Source organism: Curtobacterium sp. L1-20, from assembly GCF_048755855.1.
Lineage (GTDB): Bacteria > Actinomycetota > Actinomycetes > Actinomycetales > Microbacteriaceae > Curtobacterium.
On record NZ_CP151473.1, the window covers coordinates 3,056,379 to 3,076,976 of the forward strand.

Consider the following 20,598-nt stretch of genomic DNA (forward strand, 5'->3'; position numbering starts at 1 on the left):
CAGGAACGACGCGAGCCGCGCCTCCCGTCCGATCGGACTGGAGGCGCGGCTCGCGTGACCAGCGCTGCTGACGGTCCGTCAGGCGGTCAGCTCCACCACCAGCTCGACCTCGACCGGCGCGTCCAGCGGCAGGACCGCGACACCGACCGCGCTGCGCGCGTGGACGCCGGCATCGCCGAAGACCTCGCCGACCAGGGTGGAGGCGCCGTTGGCGACCCCGGGCTGGCCGGTGAAGGACGGGTCGCTCGCGACGAACACGGTGACCTTGACCACCCGGGCGACGCGGTCGAGCGAGCCGGCGACCGACTCGACGGCGGCCAGCGCGTTCAGGGCCGCGACGCGCGCCTGGCCGGCAGCGGTGTCGGCGTCCACCGTCACCCCGACCTTGCCGGTGACGGGCAGCGCGCCGTCCACGAACGGCAGCTGGCCGGCCGTGTAGACGTACTGGCCGGACACGACCGCGGGGACGTAGGCGGCGACCGGTGCGGCGACCGGCGGGAGCGTCAGCCCCAGCTCAGCGAGGCGGTCCCCGACGCTCACGCTCCGGCCTTCTGGCGCTTCAGGTACGCCACGAGCCCACCCTCGGGACCGGTGACGATCTGGACCAGCTCCCAGCCCTCGTCCCCGTAGTTGTTGAGGATGGCGGTGGTGTTGTGGATCATCAAGGGCGTGGTGAAGTACTCCCAGCGAGTCATGCGGTTCCTTGCCAGCCTTTCAGTCGTGGGTGTCGTTTAGGCTGCATCCTATGTCTGCCCAGAAGACGTCTGCCTCGCGGACCAAGCCCGTCTCAGCAGTCGGCGCCTTCGTCGGTTTCGTCGGTTTCAGCGTGCTCGCCGGTCTGCTCGTCACGATCGGCGTCACCCCGGCGATCGCGGTCGCCGGTGTCACGACGACGTCGACCATCGGCGTGTTCGAGTCCCTGCCGGAGTACATCGAGATCGGTGACCTCCCCCAGCGCAACGAGCTGTACGCGTACCAGGGCGGCAAGAAGGTGCACTTCGCGACGGTCTACGACCAGAACCGTGAAGAGCTGAAGTTCGAGCAGATCAGCGACAACCTCAAGAACGCGGCCATCGACGGCGAGGACAAGCGCTTCTACCAGCACGGCGGCGTGGACATGACGTCGCTCGTCCGGGCGGGCGTCGGCTCGCTCGCCGGCGGGCTCGGCGAGTCCGGTGGCGGTTCCACGCTCACCATGCAGCTCGTCCGCAACATCAAGATGAACCAGGCGCTCGAGCTGCCGACCGAGCAGGAGCGCCTCAAGGCGTACAACGACGCCGTCGAGCAGACCATCCCCCGCAAGCTCGAGGAGATGAAGCTCGCGATCGGCCTCGCGAAGAAGTACTCCCACAAGGAGATCCTCACCGGGTACCTCAACATCGCGTACTTCGGCGACCAGACCTACGGCGTGCAGGCCGCGGCGCAGCACTACTTCAACAAGAGCGCGACCGACCTGACCCCCGCCGAGGCGGCATCGATCCTCGCGATCGTGCAGTCCCCCAACACGCGCAACCTGTCGAACCCGAAGTACTACGAGGCGAACGTCGCGCGACGCAACGTCATCCTCAAGTCGATGTACGCGCAGAAGCACCTGACGAAGGCCGACTACGACAAGGCCGTCGCGTCGAACCCGAAGGACTACGTCCGCCTCACCCAGCCGTCGCAGGGCTGCAAGGCCTCGGTGGGCGACGGCTCGCAGTTCTTCTGCGACTACGCCGTGCAGGTCGTCAAGGAGATGTCCCAGCTGGGCGCCACCCAGAAGGAACGCGACACCGCGTGGCGCAACGGCGGCTACTCGATCCAGACGACCCTGAACATCGACGCCAACGCCACCCAGAAGCAGCTGCTCAACACGTACGACAACAAGGCGGAGACGGCCTTCAAGCTCGGCGCCGCGCTCGACTCGGTCGAGGTGGGCACCGGCCGCATCCTCACGATGTCCCAGAACAAGGACTACGACCAGGCCCTGAAGTCCCCGCCGACGTCGACGTCGATCAACTACAGCGTCGACAAGAAGTACGGCGGCGGCATCGGCTTCCAGGTCGGTTCGACGTACAAGGTCTTCACCCTGCTCGACTGGCTCAAGGCCGGACACGGGCTGAACGAGGTCGTCAACGGGACGCCGCACAACACCCCCGTGTGGCAGCACTGCGGTGAGCCGACGTACACGAACTGGGCGCCGAAGAACGACTCCCTGAGCGAGCGCGGCAACTTCACCGTGATCAACGCGACGGCAGCCTCGGTGAACGCCGCCTTCGCGTCGATGGGTGCGAAGCTCGACCTGTGCGACATCAAGAAGACCGCCGAGGACTTCGGGGTGCACTCCGGTGACGACAAGACCGAGCTGAACTCCTTCCCGTCGTCCATCCTCGGGACCAACAACATCGCACCGCTGACGATGGCAGCCGCCTACGCCGGCATCGCCAACAACGGCACCTTCTGCACCCCGATCGCGATCGACAACGTGACGAACGCCGACGGCAAGAGCCTCGGCGGCCAGCCGAAGACCTGCAAGCAGGTCGTGGACCCGTCCGTCGCCCAGTCCGCGGTGTACGCGATGAAGCGCACGATCTCGAGCGGGACCGCGGTCGGCGCCCAGACGGCGGACGGCATGCAGGTGTTCGGCAAGACCGGCACCACCGACGACGCCGACCAGATCTGGCTCGTCGGTGGCACCACCCGCGTCGCGACCGCCTACTGGCAGGGCAACACCGACGGCGGGAAGAACAACCTCCGGCACTACAGCAACGGCGTGAACAACACCTACGCCGCCGCACGAGCCGGCGTCTGGCGTCAGGCGCAGACCCCGCTGAACGCGCTGTACCCGGCCGGTCCGTTCACCGACCCGTCGCCCTCGGCGCTCCGGGGCAACAGCAAGGCCGTCCCGGACGTCAGCGGCAAGAGCGCAGCGGACGCCAAGGCCGCGCTCGCGAGCTCGGGCTTCACCTACGTCGACGGCGGCGCCCAGCCGGGCCCGCAGGAGGCCGGCACCGTCACCTCGACGTCACCGTCGGCCGGATCGCTGCTCTCCAACGGCTCGAGCGTGACGGTGTACACCTCGGACGGCTCGCAGATCGTGGTGCCCTCGGTCCCCGGCAAGCCCGTCGACGAAGCCCGCGCCCAGCTCAACCAGGTCGGCTTCACGAAGGTGGAGATCGCCGACAAGTACGCCAAGGGCGGCGGCGGCAGGGAGTGCCGTGTGGCCGCGGTCGACCCGGGCGTCCACGCGAACGCCAGCAAGGACTCCACGATCACGCTGACCCTGTACGGCGACAAGAACGGCAAGGCACCCAAGGACTGCAAGTGACCCGCGGTCGCGCAGCACTCGGGGTCGCCGCAGCCGGGGCGGCCGTGGGTGCTGCGACGGCCGCGTGGGGCACCCTCGTCGAGCGACGCCGGTTCGGCATCCGGTGGGAGACCGTCCCGGTCCTCCCCCCGGGGTCGCGCGACGTGGTGGTCCTGCACCTGTCGGACATCCACATGGCGCCGTGGCAGTCGGACAAACAGCAGTGGCTGCGCGACCTGAGCCTCGTCGAGCCGGACTTCGTGGTGAACACGGGTGACTCCCTCGGGCACGCCACGGCGAACGCGGCGGTCGAGTACGCGCTGGAGCCGTTCCGCGGTGTCCCCGGGGCGTTCGCCTACGGCTCGAACGACTTCTACGGCCCGACGCCCCGCAACCCGTTCGCCTACTTCTCCGGGCCGAGCCGCCACCACTCCGACCGGCGCCCGGTGGAGCTCGACATCGACCGGCAGACGGCGTTCTTCGAGTCCCTCGGTTGGCTCGACGTGAACGACCAGGCGCGCGCGATCGAGCTCCGCGGCTCGCGGTTCGAACTCTTCGGCACCTCCGATGCGCACCGCGGCTGGGACCGGCTCGACCTGCTCCCGACGAACGTCGACGAGATGCGGAGCGACGTCCCGTGGTCGGAGGACGAGGACGGCCCCTCCCCCGTCGCGATCGGCATCACGCACGCGCCCTACCGCCGGGTGCTCGACGCCTTCGTCACCCAGGGTGCGGACGTCATCTTCGCCGGCCACACCCACGGCGGCCAGGTGCAGGTGCCCGGTGTCGGGGCGCTCGTCACGAACTGCGACCTCCCCCGGCGCTACGTCAGCGGACTGCACCAGTGGCAGCACCGCGGGCAGTGGTCGTGGCTCGAGGTCTCGGCGGGCCTCGGGACGTCGATCTACGCCCCGGTCCGGTTCGCCTGCCGACCCGAGGCCGTGGTGGTCACCCTGACCGCGCGCACCGACTGAGACGGTCGGCCCGACGCGCCCGGGAGTTCGCCCGATGGTCACGAGCACACCGGATCATCGGATAGACTTCTGGGGTTGCTCCGGTACGGAGTGACCACACCGCGGGGTGTGGCGCAGCTTGGTAGCGCGCCTCGTTCGGGACGAGGAGGTCGCAGGTTCAAATCCTGTCACCCCGACACTGTGTTGAGACAGTACGAAACGGGCCCTGGTTCTCCGGAACCAGGGCCCGTTGCTCTGTGCCCCCGGACATCTGTGTCCCCGGACACATCCCCCGCCCGCGGTACCCGCCCTGCGGAACGGCCGGGATACGCTCGGACGGCCATGCAGACCCCCGCTCCGTTGACCGCCGTCCTCGCCCAGATCGGTACCCGCTTCCCCGCGTTGACCGACGACCCGGTCATGGCGGAGAGCCTCACCGAGAACGTCGTCTCGATGATCAGCGACGCGCACGCGCGGTACGCCGCCGGTGCCGAGACGAGCGTCGTCAGCGACGCGTACCTCGATCCGACGCACCTCGCAACGGGGGCCCTGCACGCCGAGCACGCGCAGCACCCCGCCGGTGCGATGCTCGCCGCCGAGGTGCTGTTCGACGCCTACCTCCCGGTGTTCGTCGACGAGGTCGGGGCCTCGACCACCGAGGAACTCCTCCGTGCGACGCGGGCGTTGCACGCGGGCATCTGGAGCCGCTTCCCGGCCGGGGCGATCGCGTACACCGAAGCGCTCCGACAGCGGGTGACCACGGCGAACCTGGACTCCCGCACCCGCATCGCGCGGGACCTGCACGACCGGGTCGCCCACGGCGTGCTGGCCGGTCTGCAGCGACTCGACCTCGTCCTGCTGACGGACCCGCCCGCCGATGCCCGGACGGAGCAGCTGGAGGCGGCCGGACGGCTGCTCCGCAGCGCACTCGCCGACGTCCAGGACCTCGCCGTGGCCCTGCACGCCCGGGTCGGGGAGGACCTGCTCGACGACGCCGTGCGGCGGCACGTCGCCGACCTCTTCCCCGGGGACGACCTGCTGACGGTCACCACGACGGGCTCTCCCGCGCGCCTGCCGAACTGGAAGGCGGAGGAGGCGCTCACGATCGTCCTCGAGGCGCTGACGAACCGCCGGAAGCACGCCCCGGGTTCGCGGTGCACGGTCTCGTTCACCTGGTCGACGCACGACGTCGTGATCGCCGTCGCGGACGACGGTCCGGGCTTCGACCGCGGGGACCGCGCGGACGGGCGCCTCGGTCAGCACACCATGCGCGAACGTGCGGCCGTGATCGGTGCCGTGCTGGACGTCTCCAGTGCTCCCGGGGCGGGCACCGCGGTCCGCCTCACCGTCCCGAAGGGCTCGATGTGACCACGGACACCCGCGCGGCGACGGGGACCGCGCCCGCTGGCCGCCCGACCGCCACTGCGGCGACGGGCACCACGCCCGCCGGCCACCCGGCCGTCGACGGGTCGGCCACGAACCGCCCGGTCGCCGTGACGCACGTCGCGATCGTTGACGACCACCGCCTCTTCCGCGAAGGACTCGCGACGATCCTGTCCGCCGTGCCGACCATCCGCGTGGTCGCACACGGCGAACGCCCGGCCGACGTGCTGGACTCCCCCGAGGCCGCGGCGATCGACGTGCTGCTCCTCGACGTCGAGCTCGACGGACCACCGGCACGCACGACGATCGCGACCGTGCGCCGGAACCTCCCGGGCATCGCCGTCGTGGTGCTGACGATGCACCGCGACGCCGTCCTCCGCCGGGCGCTGCTCGACGCGGGCGCGGTCGACTTCGTGACGAAGGACACGCCGAGCCGTGAGCTGGTGGACCGGATCGTCCGGGCGACGAGGACCGATGCTGCGCCGGTCACGTTCCCGATCGACCTGGTCACCGAGGCGCAGGCGGGGACACCGCTGAGCGACCGGGAGCTCGAGGTCCTGCGACTCGTGGCCGCCGCCCGCTCGAACGCCGAGATCGCGACCGACCTGGGACTGGCGATCGGGACGGTCAAGCGCCACGTCTACAACGTGTTCCGGAAGCTGGACGTCGGATCGCGCGTCGCCGCGGTCGCCGCCGCCACGCGGCTCGGCCTGCTCACCTGACGCGACCGGCCGGTGGCGGCCCGCCTGCCACATCACGGCGCGACCCGTACCGGCTCGCCGGACGGAGCCGACCGCGAGCCGCCGGGCGCCGTACGCCCGCGATCTAGACCGCGGCCGCGGCCCCCGCGGGCAGGAGACGCCCCTCGGCGTGCAGTGCCGCCACGATGTCGAGCGCCTGGTGCCGGTAGCGTGCCTGCGCCGCCCCGGGCGCGACGATCACGCCGTCCGCCCCGGTCGAGGCCACGAGCGCGTTGATCTTGTCCGCGACCTGGTCGGCGTTCCCGTAGGCCTGCCGCTCCGTCCGGGCCGCGATGAACCGGCGTTCGAGGTCGGAGAACTCGTACGCGCGTGCCTCGTCCATGGACACCGGCTCGGGCTTCGCCCCCTGGCGCATCCGGATGAACGAGATCATGCCCGGGGCGCTCTGCTCCTCGATGACGGCGGGGTCCTCGTCGGTGACCACCTGCACGCCGATCAGGGCGTTCGGGGTCTGGCGGAAGCGCGACGGCCGGAACGCGTCGCGGTAGAGCGCGAGCGCTGCTTCGGTGTTGTCCGAGGCGAAGTGGTGGGCGAACGCGAACGAGACGCCGAGCGCCCCGGCGACCTGCGCGCTGTACCCGGAGGACCCGAGGAGCCAGAACTCCGGCACGTCCCCGTAGCCGGGCACCGCGCGGATGCGCGACAGCGGGTTCGACTCGTCCATCCCGGTGAAGAAGCCGATCAGGTCGGCGAGGCGGTCCGGGAAGTCGTCGACGTCGAGTCGGTCCGTGCGGCGCAGGGCCATCGCGGTCGCCCCGTCGGTCCCCGGGGCGCGGCCGAGTCCGAGGTCGACCCGGTCGCCGTACAGCGCGCGGAGGGTGCCGAACTGCTCCGCCACGACGAGCGGCGCGTGGTTCGGCAGCATGACGCCGCCGGAGCCGATGCGGATCGTGGACGTCGCGGCGCCCACGGCGCTCAGGAGCACGGCCGGCGCGGACGAGGTGATGCCCGGCATGCCGTGGTGCTCCGCCACCCAGAACCGCTCGTAGCCGAGCTTCTCGGCGTGCACGGCCATGTCGATGGACCCCTGCAGGGCCTCGGTGTTGGTCTGGCCGTACTCGCGGGTGGCCAGGTCGAGGACGGACAGGTGCACGGATGCGTCGCTCATGTGGGCACCAACCGCGGCCGGCGCGCGTCCATTCCGGACCCGACGGCGGACGGGAGGCACGGTGCGGACCCGCGCCGTGCCTCCCGTCCGCCACCGGGTGGCGTCGCACCGACGCGCGCCGGCGCACGTCGAGGGCCGAGCGGTGGCAGGAGACCTCAGTCGCCGTCGAGGCGGCCGCCGGACTCCGTCAGGTAGCAGTTCGCGCAGAGCGACTCGTAGGTGACGTCCACGCCGTCGATGGCGACCTGGGAGCCGTCGAAGACGAACCGTCCGTCCACCTTGCGGGCGTTGAACACGGCCTTGCGGCCGCAGCGGCAGATGGTCTTGAGCTCCTCGAGGGAGTGCGCGACCTCGAGCAGCCGTGCGCTGCCGGGGAAGGCCTCGGTGCGGAAGTCGGTGCGGATGCCGTAGGTGATCACCGGGACCTCGTCGAGGACGGCGATCCGGAGCAGGTCGTCGACCTGCCGCGGCGTGAGGAACTGGGCCTCGTCGACGAGCACGCAGCTCACCGGTCGGACCATGCCGTCGAGCCGGTCGGACTCGGGGTCCGTGGCGCCCGCCTCGGTGACGGCGGCACGGACGTCCGCGTCCGGCCCGAACACGATGTCGACGGTCCGGGTCACCCCGAGCCGGGACACGATCTCGCGGTCGCCCTTGGTGTCGACGGAGGGCTTCGCGAGCAGGACGCGGTGTCCGCGTTCCTCGTAGTTGTAGGCGGCCTGCAGGAGCCCGGTGCTCTTGCCGCTGTTCATCGCGCCGTACCGGAAGTAGAGCTTCGCCACTACGCGAGGAACCCGTCCTCGGCGGCCCGTCGGATGAGGTCGGACTTCTTCGACGCGGGACGGCCCACCTTGCTGTACTTCTCGCGGACGCGGCGGAGGTACGTCTTCGCCGTCTCGTACTGCACGTTCATCTGCGCGGCGACCTCGTTCGTCGAGTAGCCCGACACGTACAGGCGCAACGCCTCTTCCTCGCCGTGGCTCAGCTTCGGGCGCTGGTGCGCGTTCGCGCCGGTCGGCAGGGGCCGCCAGTCGCGCTGCGGCGGGGTCTCCCGCGCCACGCCCATGATCTCGCGGGCGACGTCCATCACCTCGCGCATCGGGAGCGACTTCGACAGGAAGGCCGCGGCACCGGCCGCCAGCGCACGGTCGCGCGATTCCCGGCTGTCGACGCTGGACAGGACGATCACCTTCGCCCCGGCGGCACGGCAGGTCCGCACGCGCGCCTCGATCGACACCGGCTCCTTCAGCTGGAAGTCGAGGAACACCAGGTCCGTCGGGAAGTTCTCGCTGTGCACCATCTCGAGCCACGTGTGCGCCGTCAACGCCAGGTCGAAGTCGAACGCGTTCACCGCGATCCAGCTCGACAGGCTGTCCAACAGCACCTCGTGGTCGTCCAGGATCGCCAGCCGCACGCGTCGGGTCCCCGGGTTCGGCAGCGCGCCCGCGCCCTCCGTGATCCGGTTCGGGTCAGTGCTGGTCATAGGAGAACCTTAATGCGAGGGCGGATGGTCGGACGGCGACGTCGAGGTCGGGGAACGTCACGCGGAGGACCGCGAAGTACGGGTCGAAGGTGCGGTGGATGCCGACGTCGGAATCGGCCACCGCCAGGTCGACGGCGACGGTCACCCGCGGACGCCCCGCCGCGGTGCGCTGACTGCGCGTCGGCGCGCCGGCTGCGGCGCTGCGCCCGACCTCAGCCGGTGTGCCGGCCTCGGTGCGTCGGGACCACGACGGAGCGCCGGCCCCGGTACGCCGGACCCGAGCCGGTGCGTCCGCTGCCGTGCGCCGGGTCCGTCCTGCGCGTGGTGTCGTGGCCCGACGGCGGCCGGCCACCGTCGTCTCCGCCGCGCCGTCGATCGGGGTCGAGGTGGAGGGCCGGATCGTCGCCCGGAAGCCCGAGGCGTCCACCGTCGGCGCCCGCAGGGCCGCGCGGACGAACGTGCGGAGCACGGTGCGCTGGTCGGCGTCGAGCGTGGCGATCAGCCCGTCGGGGTCGTCGACGACCGCCCGACCCTCGCCGTCGACCGCGACCGCGTGCTCGAACCAGGTCCGGTCCGCGTCGGCGACCATCGAGCGCCGGATGCCGTCCGCGATCGCACGGGCCCGGGTGCGGTCCGCGTCGGTGATGACGTCGCGGGTGCGCAGCTCGGCGAAGAAGGGGGCGACGTCCCGCGCGAGGATGGTCGACCGGTCCTGCTGCACGCGCTCCTGGATGCCGTCCCGCTCCGCCCGCTCGACCGAGTACGACCCGGCGCGGATCTGCACGCGCTCGGCGAGCCCGGCGAACGTGGCGGCGAAGACCGCCGACGCGGCGGTGAGCACGAGCGTCGGGGCGGCCGCGAGGAACGCCGCGACCGGCACCGGGACGTGGTGCGGGAACACCGCGGCGCCCACGCCCCAGGTCGTCCCGGCGACGACGGCGAGGACGAGGCCGCCGAGCGCGAGGTCGGTCCAGGGGCGGTACGGCGCCACCATCACGATGCCGATCGCGGTGAGGAGGGTCATGAAGTCGTTCAGGGCGCTGCGGTCCGGGCCCCACTGCGCCGCGACGCTCGTCACCGTCGCCACCGCCAGGAGCGCGACGTGGACCACGAACGCCCACCGCGGGAACGGAGCGCGGAACGGGCTCGAGGCGACGAACACCACGGCCCCGGACGCCGCCACGAGCAGCACGGTCAACGCACTGAGCGTCGGGACGCCGGCGACGTCGCGGTCGAAGACCGACACGAGGAGGGACCAGAGGACGCCGCCGACCCCGAGGAGGATCGCGAGCGGTCGCGACCCCATCGCGCCGAGCGGGTCGTACTGCTGCGCCGTGCGGGTCACCGGTCGCCCCGGTCGAACTCGCCGGTGACGTACGGCGTCGCCGTGACCGCGCTGCTCAACGCGCCGTAGGGCACGGACATCATGACGCTCGTGCCGGACCCCGGGGAGGACCACACCTGCACGTCGCCACCGACCCGGCCGATGCGCTCGCGGACCGAGCCGCGGAGCCCCATCCGGTCGGGGCTCGTCGTGGACTCGTCGAACCCGCGGCCGTCGTCCACCACCATCACCGTGCACGCCGTGCCGTCGTCGAACACGCTGACCTCGGCCGCGTCGACGCCGGAGTGCTTGCCGACGTTCGCCAGGCACTGCGACACGGCGCGGAGGACCGCGGTCAGCGCCGCCTGGTCGAGCCGTGCGAACGCAGCGGGGTCCCCGGTGACCGTGACGTCCAAACCGTCCGCGCGGTGCTCGTCGAGCATCCGCTCGAACGCCCGCACCACCACGTCCGCGCCGGCGTCGCTCGGACCGCCGATCGGGTCCGCTCCCTGGTCGGCGGAGAGCCACTCCTTGCCGGTCAGCATCGCCACGTCGGCCTCGACCGTGCGGGCGAGCTGCGGGTCCATCGGCCCGTCCGGCGCCAGCGTGATCGCACCGAGGTGGTTGAGCACCGTGTCGTGCAGGATCGCCGCGGCCTCGGCCTCGACGCCCGCTCGGTAGGCCGAGGCGTGCTCCTCGCGCGCCGAGCGGAGGAGCTCGGGTTGCACGCGCTCCGACCGTGCGGTGTTGCGGCTGGTCAGGAGCACGAGCGCGACGACGAACACGAGCGTGATCCACGCGAGCACGAGTGGACGAGCAGGGCTCCCCGCCTGCACGATCGCGATCGAGGTCGCCACCCGGCCCACCACGAACCCCGCGACCGACCAGAGGACGACCCGCCCGGCGACCGCTCCCGCTCCCCCGACCAGGACGAGCGGGATGACGACGAGCGACAGCAGGTAGGAACCCACCCAACCGGTCGGCACCTCACGCTGCACGACGAGGGCGAACCACCACGAACACACCCCGCCCACGGCGAGGAACGCGACGGCGGAGCGCCACGTGCCGAACTGCAGGTGCACGGCGATCATGCCGAGCATCGGGACGAGGGCGAGCACCGCACCGACCACCCGGACGTCCGGCTCGGACAGCCGGTAGAGCACGAGGGCGACGGCGGCGGCCGCGAGGGACCCGATCGCCGCCGCGTGGAAGGCCCGCACGGTCGACCACGCGTTGACCCGCGGAGCGAGATGCGTGGGGATGCCGAGCACGAGTGGTGGTCCTTCCGGGCGAGTGGGAACGCCGACCACGATCCAACCACCGTCGGCCCGATCGTGTACCCCGATTGCCTGGGTCTTCGGCGACCTGCTCGATGATACCGGCCCGACGGTCATCGAGGTGTCCCCCGAACACGGACCGACGAGTCCTCAGAAGAGTCGCGGCGAACCCACGGGCGACGGCTGCTGCAGACGTCGGTCGAAGCCGGGGTCCGCACGCTTCAGCGGCGAAGTGACCGGCACCGACTGCTCGACGAGCTGGTCCGGGCGGCCGTCCCTACCGTCACCTGCACCGGTGGCGGCACGATCGGTGAACCCCATCGACCCGGTCGCCGGGTCGACGCGTCCGAGGCCGAGTCCGTGCGCACGCAGGATCGGCCGCACCCGCTCGGACAGCCACCGCCGGTAGTCCGCCGGTGCGTACGTGTTGTCGAGGTACATGGACCGGTAGCGGGCCACCAGGTCGGGCCGGGTGCGGCCGAGCCACTCGAACCACCACGGCTTGACTCCCGGGCGCAGGTGCAGCGCCGAGTACATCACGCTCGAGGCGCCGGCCGCGGCGGCCCGTCCGATCGCGTCGTCGAGGTGCGCCCGCGTGTCCGTGATGAAGGGCAGCACCGGCATGAGGAAGACCGAGCACTCGAGTCCGGCGTCGCGGATGGCGCGCACCGTCGCCAGCCGGGCGGAGGTGGTCGGCGTGCCCGGCTCGACCTGCTGCTGCAGCTCGTCGTCGTACACCGCGATCGACATCGCCAGGTCGACCGGCACCGACCGGGACGCCTCGACGAGCAGGGGGAGGTCACGGCGGAGCAGTGTCCCCTTGGTCAGGATGCTGAACGGCGTCCCCGACCCGGCGAGGGCACGGATGATGCCCGGCATGAGCCGGTACCGACCCTCGGCGCGTTGGTAGGGGTCGGTGTTCGTGCCGAGCGCCACCGGATGGCGGTCCCAGGTCGGCTTCGTGAGCTCACGGTGCAGCACGTCGGCCACGTTCGTCTTGACCACGATCTGCTGGTCGAAGTCGGCGCCCCCGTCGAACTCGAGGTAGGTGTGCGTCGGCCGGGCGAAGCAGTACACGCACGCGTGGCTGCACCCGCGGTACGGGTTGATCGTCCACCCGTAGGTGCCGTCACCGTCCGCCGAGGGCACCCGGTTGAGCGCGCTCTTGGCGAGGACCTCGTGGAAGGTGACGCCGGCGAACTCGGGGGTCGTCACGCTGCGGACGAACCCGCTGTTCGACTCCATGCCCGGGAGCGCGTCGCTCCGCGATGTATCGATCGCCTGCCCACTCCACCGCATGCCGACATTCGAACACATGTTCGAACGGCGTGCAAGCCGCGCACGCGGTCAGTGGTGGAGACCGAGGACCTTCGCAGTGCGCTCGAGCGTCTCGTCGGCGAGCTGCGGATCGCTCCCGAGGTCCGTCCCGTAGGTCGGCACCATGACGCGGACCGCGGACTCCCAGCGGTCCCAGCGCTCCGGGAAGCACTTCTGCAGCATGCTCAGCATGATCGGCACGGCGGTCGAGGCGCCGGGGCTCGCACCGAGGAGCCCGGCGACGGAGCCGTCGGCCGAGGTGATCACCTCGGTGCCGAACTGCAGCACTCCGCCCTTCTCCTTGTCCGGCTTGATGACCTGCACCCGCTGACCCGCCGTGATGCGGTGCCAGTTCTCGGGCTCCGCGGTCGGCATGAAGTCGCGGAGGGCGTCGAACTTGGTCTGCTTCGACGCCAGGAGCTGGCCGATCAGGTACCGGACCAGGTCGAAGTTCGAGAACGCGACGCTCAGCATCGGCCGGAGGTTGTGCGGCCGGATCGACCGGAACAGGTCGAGGACCGATCCCTGCTTCAGGAACTTCGGGCTGAACCCCGCGTACGGACCGAACATGAGCGACGCATGGCCGTCCACGATCCGGGTGTCGAGGTGCGGCACCGACATCGGCGGTGCGCCGACGCTCGCCTTGCCGTAGACCTTCGCCGCGTGCTTCTGGACGACCTCGGGGTCGTCGGTGCGCAGGAACTCCCCCGACACCGGGAAGCCGCCGTACCCGCGGATCTCCGGGATGCCGGACTTCTGCAGCAGGTGCAGCGCGCCACCGCCGGCGCCGACGAACACGAACTTCGCGGCGATGCGCTGGGTGGACCGGCCGATGTCGTTGCGGACGTCGAGGACCCACCCCTCGCTGACCTTCGAGCGGGTCAGCTTCGTGACCTGGTGCGACGGCTCGAACTCGACGCCGGCGATCTCGAGCTCGTCGAAGAGCTGGCGGGTCAGCGAGCCGAAGTCGACGTCGGACCCGGCCGCCGAGTACGTCGCGGCGATCGGCTGGTCCTTCTTGCGCCCGGGGATGAGCGCCGGCGCCCACTTCCGGATCTGCTTCGGGTCGTCCGAGAACTCGATGCCGGCGAACAGGGGGTGGTCCTTCATCGCCTCGTGGCGCTTCCGCATGTACTCGACGTTGTCGGCGCCCCAGACGAAGGAGATGTGTGGCGTCGGGTTGATGAAGTTCGACGGTTCGGGCAGCGCGCCGGTCTCGACGAGGTGCGCCCAGAACTGGCGGGAGACCTGGAACTGCTCGTTCACCGTGACGGCCTTCGCGATGTCCACGCGGCCGTCCGGGAGCTCCGGCGTGTAGTTCAGCTCGCAGAGCGCGGAGTGCCCGGTACCGGCGTTGTTCCACGGGTTCGAGCTCTCCTGCGCGACGCTGCCGAGGCGCTCGTACACGCGGATCTTCCAGTCCGGCTCCAACCGGTGGATGATCGCGCCGAGCGTGGCGCTCATGATCCCTCCCCCGATCAGGACGACGTCGATCGGGTCCACCTGCTTCACTGCCACCCGTCGATCCTAGCCGCGCGCGCTGACAAGGCGGTCACCCCGACGGACGGGAGGCGCGGTGCCAGCGGGCACCGCGCCTCCCGTCCGTCGGGGTGCCGCGACGCTACGCGGCGACGGTCCGGCGGGCGACGATCGTCTCGGCGATCTGCACCGCGTTGAGCGCGGCGCCCTTGCGCAGGTTGTCGTTGCTCACGAACAGGACGAGGCCGTGCCCCTCCGGCGCGGACTGGTCCGCACGGATGCGGCCGACGAACGTCGGGTCCTGCCCGGCGGCCTGCAGCGGGGTCGGGACCTCGGACAGCTCCACACCGGGGGCGTCCGCGAGGATCTCGGTCGCACGCTCCGGGGTCAGGGTGCGGTCGAACTCCGCGTGCACCGAGATCGAGTGACCGGTGAAGACGGGCACCCGCACGCAGGTGCCAGCGACCAGCAGGTCGGGGAGCACGAGGATCTTGCGGCTCTCGTTGCGGAGCTTCTTCTCCTCGTCGGTCTCGCCCAGGCCGTCGTCGACGATGCTGCCGGCGAGCGGGACCACGTCGAAGGCGATCGGGCGCACGTACTTGACGGGGTCCGGGAACGTGACCGCGGAACCGTCGTGGGTCAGCGCCGCCGTGTCCTGGTCGAGCGCGGCCTTCGCCTGGCCGAGGAGCTCCTCGACGCCGGCGAGACCGGAGCCCGACACGGCCTGGTAGGTGGTCGCGACGAGACGACGGAGACCGGCCTCGGTGTCGAGCACCTTGAGGACGGGCATGATCGCCATCGTCGTGCAGTTCGGGTTCGCGATGATGCCCTTGGGCGCCTCGTCGATGGCGTGCGGGTTGACCTCGCTCACCACGAGCGGCACGTCCGGGTCCATCCGCCACGCGCTCGAGTTGTCGACGACGAGTGCACCGGCGGCGGCGAACTTCGGCGCGAGGTTCCGGGACGCGGTGGCACCTGCGGAGAACAGGGCGATGTCGATGCCCGCCGGGTCGGCGGTCTCGGAGTCCTCGACGACGATCTCCTCGCCGCGGAACGGCAGGGTCGTGCCGGCGGACCGGGCACTCGCGAAGAACCGGACGCGGTCGGCCGGGAAGGCGCGCTCCTCGAGGAGGCGGCGCATCACGGCACCGACCTGGCCGGTGGCGCCGACGACGGCGACGGTGAGGGTGCTCATTGCTGCTCCTGCTCGTTCAGCGGCCGGTGCCGGCGTAGACGACGGCGTCGGAGTCGGCGTCGAGGCCGAACGCGTTGTGGACGACGCGCATCGCCTCGTTGAGGGTGTCGGCTCGGGTGACGACCGAGATCCGGATCTCGGAGGTGGAGATCATCTCGATGTTGATGGACGCCTCGTGCAGGGCACGGAAGAGCGCGGCCGAGACCCCGGCGTTCGTGCGCATGCCGGCGCCGACGAGTGCGAGCTTGCCGATCTGGTCGTCGTACTGGATGCCCTCGTAGCCGATGTCGGCCTTCGCGACCTCGAGCGCCGTGAGGACGCCCTGGCCCTGGTCCTTCGGCAGCGTGAAGGAGATGTCCGTGCGACCGGTCACGGCCTCGGAGACGTTCTGCACGATCATGTCGATGTTGGCGCCGGCGCGGGCGACGATCGTGAAGATCTCAGCCGCCTTGCCCGGGGTGTCGGGCACGCCGACGACGGTGATCTTGCCCTCGGAGAGGTCTCCGGCGATCCCGGTGATGATCGGTTCTTCCACGGTTTCCCCCTCTGCAGGGTTGTAGACGATGGTTCCCTCGGCGTTGCTGAAGGACGAGCGGACGTGCAGGGTGACCCCGTGCCGACGGGCGTACTCGACGGCGCGGATGTAGAGGACCTTCGCACCGGAGGCTGCGAGCTCCAGCATCTCCTCGCTGGTGATGCGGTCGACCTTCTGCGCCTTCGGCACGACGCGCGGGTCAGCGGTGAAGATGCCGTCGACGTCGGTGTAGATCTCGCAGATGTCCGCGTCGAGGGCGGCCGCGAGGGCGACGGCGGTCGTGTCCGAGCCCCCGCGGCCGAGCGTCGTGATCTCACCGGTCGTGCGGTTGAAGCCCTGGAACCCGGCGACGATGGCGACGTGCCCGGCGTCGAGCGCCTCGCGCACGCGCTTCGGAGTGACGTCGACGATGCGCGCCTTGCCGTGCTGGGCGTCGGTGAGCATGCCGGCCTGGCTGCCGGTGTACGACGAGGCCTCGACCCCGAGGCTCTTGATGGCCATCGCGAGCAGCGCCATCGAGATGCGCTCCCCCGCGGTGAGCAGCATGTCGAGCTCGCGACCGGCGGGGATCGGCGTGACGGAGTGGGCGAGGTCGACGAGCTCGTCGGTGGTGTCGCCCATCGCCGAGACGGCCACGACGACGTCGTTGCCCGCCTTCTTCGTCTGCACGATCCGCTTCGCCACGCGCTTGATGCTCTCGGCGTCCGCGACGGACGATCCACCGAACTTCTGCACGATCAAGGCCACTGGTTGGTACTCCCGGGGACGATGGATCCGCGACTGTGACGCGGTCTGACAATGGTAGACGGTGTTTCGCGGATGTTGCGTCGGAGCGGGCGTGGACGCAAGGATCCTGCGTGGGCGACGGACGGGTCCGCGCCGCGAGGAGGAGGGGCGGATCAGCCTCCGACGACGCGTCGACCCTCGAACGCTCGGCCGAGGGTGACCTCGTCGGCGTACTCCAGGTCGCCGCCGACCGGCAGACCCGACGCCAGGCGCGTCGTCCGGATGCCCATCGGGACGAGCAGCCGGCTGAGGTACGTGGCGGTCGCCTCGCCCTCGAGGTTCGGGTCGGTCGCGATGATGACCTCGTCGACGGTGCCGTCGGCGAGGCGCGTCATGAGCTGCTGGATGCGGAGGTCGTCCGGGCCGATGCCGTCGATCGGGCTGATCGCCCCGCCGAGCACGTGGTACAGGCCCCGGAACTCCCGGGTGCGCTCGATCGCCGCGACGTCCTTCGCCTCTTCGACGACGCAGATCACCGCGGGTGACCGACGCGGGTCGCGGCAGATGCTGCACTGGACGTTCTCGGTCACGTTGCCGCAGATCTCGCAGAAGCGCACGCGCTCCTTGACGTCCGCCAGGAGCTCGGACAACCGGCTCGGGTCGAACGACTCGGTCTGCAGGATGTGGAACGCGATGCGCTGCGCCGACTTCGGGCCGATGCCGGGGAGGCGACCGAACTCGTCGATGAGGTCCTGCACGATGCCGTCGTACATCAGGCGCCTTCCTCGGAGAGGGAGGTCTCCTCGATGAACTGGGCGTTCAGGATCTCACGCACGACGGCCTCGCCGTACCGACCGGCGACGGGGGTCCGACGGACCTGGTGCGGAGCCTGGCGCTGCGGAGCGGCCGAGGTCGGCGACTGGGCGGCCTGCTGCGGTGCGCCGTGTTGCGGGGCGGCCTGCTGCGGGGCGGCCTGCTGCGGCGCGGTTCCCGACGCCGGGACGCCAGGGGCCGCACCAGGAGCGGGCGCGGGCGGGGCGTCCGGGTAGGGGGCTCCGTCGTCGTACGGGTCGTCGTCGAGCGGGTAGTCGTCGACCGGGACGTCGGACACCGGACCGGCGGGAGCCGCTGCCGGTTCCTGCTGCCCGCTCGGGGCGGCCGTCGGCGCACCAGCCGTGCCCGCGGACGCCGACGGCGAGGTCGCGGTCGGGGCGCCCCCGGACAGCGCCGATGCCGGGCGGAGCTGCGCCGCGAGTGCGGCGTCCGCCACCGGGTCGGAGACGGAGGGCGTCGGCGCGACGGGTTCACCGGTGTCGGTCGTGCCGAACGGTGCGGACCACGACGGTTCGACACGCTCGGGCACGGCACCGGTGGTGGGGTCGGTCGCGGGGATGGCGGCGACCGCCCACTGGGTCACGGGCGTGCCGTCGGGCTCGGGTGCGGCGTTCGGCGCGGGCGCAGCTGCTCGCTCGGACGGGCGCTCGGACGCTGCGCGCTGCGCGCCCGACTGCTGCGCGACCGGCTGCTGCGAGCCCGACTGCTGCGGGCCGGACTGCTGCGCGCCCGGTCGCTGTGCGGCCTGCGGCTGCCCGGAGGACGACGACGTCGCCGCCGCCGCCTGCGACGCTCCGGCCGACTGCGGCGCAGCCTGTGGCTCCCGTGCCTGCGGCGACCCGGCCCGCGGCGGATCGGCCTGCGGCGCCGGGGTTCGTGACTCCCGGTCCTGCGGCTGCGGACCCGGAGCCTGCGGGCCCCGGTCCTGCGGCACCTGTTCCCGCGGCGCCGGGGTCTGCGACACCTGGGCCTGCGGGCTCTGGACCTGCGGGCTCTGCGTCTGCGGGCGCTGCGTCTGCGGGCTCTGCGTCTGCGGCGCCTGCGGCTGACCCGACGCCGGACGCTGCTGCCCGGGGCCGCCCGGCCCACGGGCCACGAACTTCACGCGCAGCCCGAGGACGTCGACGATCGCCGACCGGAGGAGTTCGCTGACGCTCGTCGCCGGGTCGGACATCTCCTTGAAGGAAGCGACGTCCTGCTGACTCGGGAAGGTGAGGGTGAGGACGTCCTCGCGCAGCGCGGTGACCTGCGCGGTGACCACGACCGACCAGGCCGACCGCTTCGCGTGCTGCACGTGTTCGACGACCTGCGGCCACGAGTCGCGCAGCTGTTGGAACCCGACCGAGCCGATCGAGCGCACGGCGGGCTCGTCACCCGCGGCGGTCCCCTGCCCGGTCGACGACGCGTTCGCAGGTGCGGGAGCAGGAGCAGGAGCAGGTTCGGCCGGCGCCTCCGGTGCGCTGGGCACGGCTGCTGCCCACGACGCGGTGGCATCGCGGGCGGTCGAACCGGGATCGGTGGACGGCGCCTGGTCGTCCTGCGGCCCAGGCGCGGCAGACGCGGGTTGCGCGGCTGCTGGACGATCGGGAGCGACCACGGCAGCCGGGGCGGGCGCCGCCGGATGCACCGGGGACGCTGCGGGCTGGGGTTCGGGAGCCGGTGTCGCGGTCGCCGACGGAGCCGGCATGGTCTCGGGGCCGGCCTGGTGACCACCGGCATCGCCGACACCGACCCGCCGCTCGAGCCGCTCCACCCGAGCGAGGGCGCCGCGCTGGGTGTCGTCCGCCTCGGGCACGAGCATCCGGGCGGTCATCAGCTCGAGGTGCAGCCGCGGGGAGGTCGCGCCGGTCATCTCGGTGAGCGCGCGGTTCGCGATGTCGGCGGCTCGGGACAACCCGGTCGGACCGAACACGCCCGCCTGCCGGCTCATCGTGTCGAGCTCTTCCGGCGACACCCCGCGCAGCACGGCGGCAGCGCTCTCGTTGGTGGCGGCGACGACGATGAGGTCGCGGAGCCGTTCGAGCAGGTCCTCGACGAAGCGTCGCGGGTCCTGCCCGGTCTGCACGACGCGGTCGATCGCCGCGAAGGCGGACGCCGGGTCGGCGACGGCGAGCGCGTCGACGACGTCGTCGAGCAGCGCTGCGTCGGTGTACCCGAGCAGGGCGACGGCCCGCTCGTAGGCGATGGCGCCGTCCTCGCTGCCCGCCATCAGCTGGTCGAGCAGGGAGAGGGTGTCGCGGACGGAGCCGCCGCCGGCGCGGACGACCAGCGGCAGGACGCCCGGCGCCACCGACACGGACTCCTGCGTGCAGAGCTGTTCGACGTACTCGAGCATCGCGGCCGGTGGGACCAGGCGGAACGGGTAGTGGTGGGTGCGCGACCGGATCGTCCCGATGACCTTCTCGGGTTCGGTCGTCGCGAAGATGAACTTGACGTGCTCGGGCGGTTCCTCGACCAGCTTCAGGAGCGCGTTGAAGCCCTGCGGCGTCACCATGTGCGCCTCGTCGAGGATGAAGATCTTGTAGCGGTCGCGGGCCGGGGCGAACACGGCGCGGTCGCGGAGGTCACGTGCGTCGTCGACGCCGTTGTGGCTGGCCGCGTCGATCTCGATCACGTCGAGCGAGCCGCTGCCGCCGCGCGCGAGTTCGACGCAGCTCGGGCAGACGCCGCACGGGGTGTCCGTCGGCCCCTCGGCGCAGTTGAGGCAACGCGCCAGGATGCGCGCGGACGTCGTCTTGCCGCAGCCACGCGGGCCGCTGAACAGGTACGCGTGGTTGACCCGGTTCGTGCGCAGGGCGGTCCGGAGCGGATCCGTGACCTGCGACTGACCGATCAGCTCGGCGAAGTTCTCGGGCCGGTAACGGCGATACAGGGCGGTGACCACGCCCCAAGGGTAGCCGGGACGGCCGACACCACCATGCCGGTCGCGACCGCCTG

Annotated in this window: 17 protein-coding genes and 1 tRNA gene; 5 read left to right on the forward strand and 13 right to left on the reverse strand. The window is 71.5% G+C overall.

Annotated elements, in window-relative coordinates; all coding sequences use genetic code 11:
* Positions 1 to 78 precede the first annotated feature (78 nt).
* Positions 79 to 540 carry a RidA family protein gene (locus tag AAEP86_RS15815; RefSeq protein ID WP_420368248.1) on the reverse strand — a complete coding sequence of 154 codons (462 nt, stop codon included), beginning with the start codon at positions 538 to 540 and terminating at the stop codon, positions 79 to 81.
* Complete coding sequence (locus AAEP86_RS15820) at positions 537 to 695, reverse strand: DUF4177 domain-containing protein (protein ID WP_420368249.1); 159 nt, start codon at positions 693 to 695, stop codon at positions 537 to 539. The genes AAEP86_RS15815 and AAEP86_RS15820 overlap by 4 nt, the downstream gene beginning before the upstream one ends.
* A gap of 50 nt (positions 696 to 745) precedes the next feature.
* On the opposite strand from AAEP86_RS15820, the gene AAEP86_RS15825 reads away from it, so the two are divergent.
* The 5 genes from AAEP86_RS15825 to AAEP86_RS15845 all read left to right on the forward strand — a co-directional run bounded on the left by AAEP86_RS15825 (position 746) and on the right by AAEP86_RS15845 (position 6,344).
* Positions 746 to 3,307 (forward strand): transglycosylase domain-containing protein, encoded by a 2,562-nt coding sequence (locus tag AAEP86_RS15825; protein WP_420368250.1) that lies wholly within the window; start codon positions 746 to 748, stop codon positions 3,305 to 3,307.
* Positions 3,304 to 4,260 (forward strand): metallophosphoesterase, encoded by a 957-nt coding sequence (locus AAEP86_RS15830; protein ID WP_420368251.1) that lies wholly within the window; start codon positions 3,304 to 3,306, stop codon positions 4,258 to 4,260. Before AAEP86_RS15825 ends, AAEP86_RS15830 begins: the two co-directional genes overlap by 4 nt.
* A gap of 102 nt (positions 4,261 to 4,362) precedes the next feature.
* Positions 4,363 to 4,436: transfer RNA gene (locus AAEP86_RS15835), tRNA-Pro, on the forward strand.
* 145 nt (positions 4,437 to 4,581) lie between these two features.
* Positions 4,582 to 5,607, forward strand: a complete 1,026-nt coding sequence (locus AAEP86_RS15840; protein WP_420368252.1) for a sensor histidine kinase — start codon at positions 4,582 to 4,584, stop codon at positions 5,605 to 5,607.
* Positions 5,604 to 6,344 carry a response regulator transcription factor gene (locus AAEP86_RS15845; RefSeq protein ID WP_420368253.1) on the forward strand — a complete coding sequence of 247 codons (741 nt, stop codon included), beginning with the start codon at positions 5,604 to 5,606 and terminating at the stop codon, positions 6,342 to 6,344. The genes AAEP86_RS15840 and AAEP86_RS15845 overlap by 4 nt, the downstream gene beginning before the upstream one ends.
* 103 nt (positions 6,345 to 6,447) lie before the next feature.
* On the opposite strand, the gene AAEP86_RS15850 is transcribed toward AAEP86_RS15845, so the two are convergent.
* From AAEP86_RS15850 to AAEP86_RS15900, 11 genes are all read right to left on the reverse strand, one after another.
* Positions 6,448 to 7,491, reverse strand: coding sequence for an LLM class flavin-dependent oxidoreductase (locus AAEP86_RS15850; RefSeq protein ID WP_420368254.1), 1,044 nt, complete (start codon positions 7,489 to 7,491; stop codon positions 6,448 to 6,450).
* Positions 7,492 to 7,646: 155 nt separating this feature from the next.
* The gene (locus tag AAEP86_RS15855; protein WP_420368255.1) at positions 7,647 to 8,273 is read right to left on the reverse strand and encodes a thymidine kinase; all 627 of its coding nucleotides are present in this window, start codon (positions 8,271 to 8,273) and stop codon (positions 7,647 to 7,649) included.
* Positions 8,273 to 8,974: a response regulator transcription factor gene (locus AAEP86_RS15860; RefSeq protein ID WP_420368256.1), complete on the reverse strand. Its 702-nt coding sequence runs from the start codon at positions 8,972 to 8,974 to the stop codon at positions 8,273 to 8,275. The genes AAEP86_RS15855 and AAEP86_RS15860 overlap by 1 nt, the downstream gene beginning before the upstream one ends.
* Positions 8,961 to 10,319, reverse strand: coding sequence for a hypothetical protein (locus AAEP86_RS15865; RefSeq protein WP_420368257.1), 1,359 nt, complete (start codon positions 10,317 to 10,319; stop codon positions 8,961 to 8,963). Before AAEP86_RS15865 ends, AAEP86_RS15860 begins: the two co-directional genes overlap by 14 nt.
* The gene (locus tag AAEP86_RS15870) at positions 10,316 to 11,569 is read right to left on the reverse strand and encodes a sensor histidine kinase (protein WP_420368258.1); all 1,254 of its coding nucleotides are present in this window, start codon (positions 11,567 to 11,569) and stop codon (positions 10,316 to 10,318) included. Before AAEP86_RS15870 ends, AAEP86_RS15865 begins: the two co-directional genes overlap by 4 nt.
* 156 nt (positions 11,570 to 11,725) lie before the next feature.
* Entirely contained in the window at positions 11,726 to 12,874 is a 1,149-nt protein-coding gene (locus AAEP86_RS15875; protein ID WP_420370511.1) for an Rv2578c family radical SAM protein, read from the reverse strand.
* A 48-nt stretch (positions 12,875 to 12,922) separates the two neighbouring features.
* Positions 12,923 to 14,410 carry a malate:quinone oxidoreductase gene (locus tag AAEP86_RS15880; protein WP_420368259.1) on the reverse strand — a complete coding sequence of 496 codons (1,488 nt, stop codon included), beginning with the start codon at positions 14,408 to 14,410 and terminating at the stop codon, positions 12,923 to 12,925.
* Positions 14,411 to 14,513: 103 nt separating this feature from the next.
* Positions 14,514 to 15,566: an aspartate-semialdehyde dehydrogenase gene (locus AAEP86_RS15885; RefSeq protein WP_420368260.1), complete on the reverse strand. Its 1,053-nt coding sequence runs from the start codon at positions 15,564 to 15,566 to the stop codon at positions 14,514 to 14,516.
* Between the two features lie 16 nt (positions 15,567 to 15,582).
* Positions 15,583 to 16,848 carry an aspartate kinase gene (locus tag AAEP86_RS15890; RefSeq protein ID WP_420368261.1) on the reverse strand — a complete coding sequence of 422 codons (1,266 nt, stop codon included), beginning with the start codon at positions 16,846 to 16,848 and terminating at the stop codon, positions 15,583 to 15,585.
* Positions 16,849 to 17,000: 152 nt separating this feature from the next.
* Complete coding sequence (gene recR, locus AAEP86_RS15895) at positions 17,001 to 17,600, reverse strand: recombination mediator RecR (RefSeq protein ID WP_022908014.1); 600 nt, start codon at positions 17,598 to 17,600, stop codon at positions 17,001 to 17,003.
* The gene (locus tag AAEP86_RS15900) at positions 17,600 to 20,545 is read right to left on the reverse strand and encodes a DNA polymerase III subunit gamma and tau (protein WP_420368262.1); all 2,946 of its coding nucleotides are present in this window, start codon (positions 20,543 to 20,545) and stop codon (positions 17,600 to 17,602) included. Before AAEP86_RS15900 ends, recR begins: the two co-directional genes overlap by 1 nt.
* Between the last annotated feature and the right edge of the window lie 53 nt (positions 20,546 to 20,598).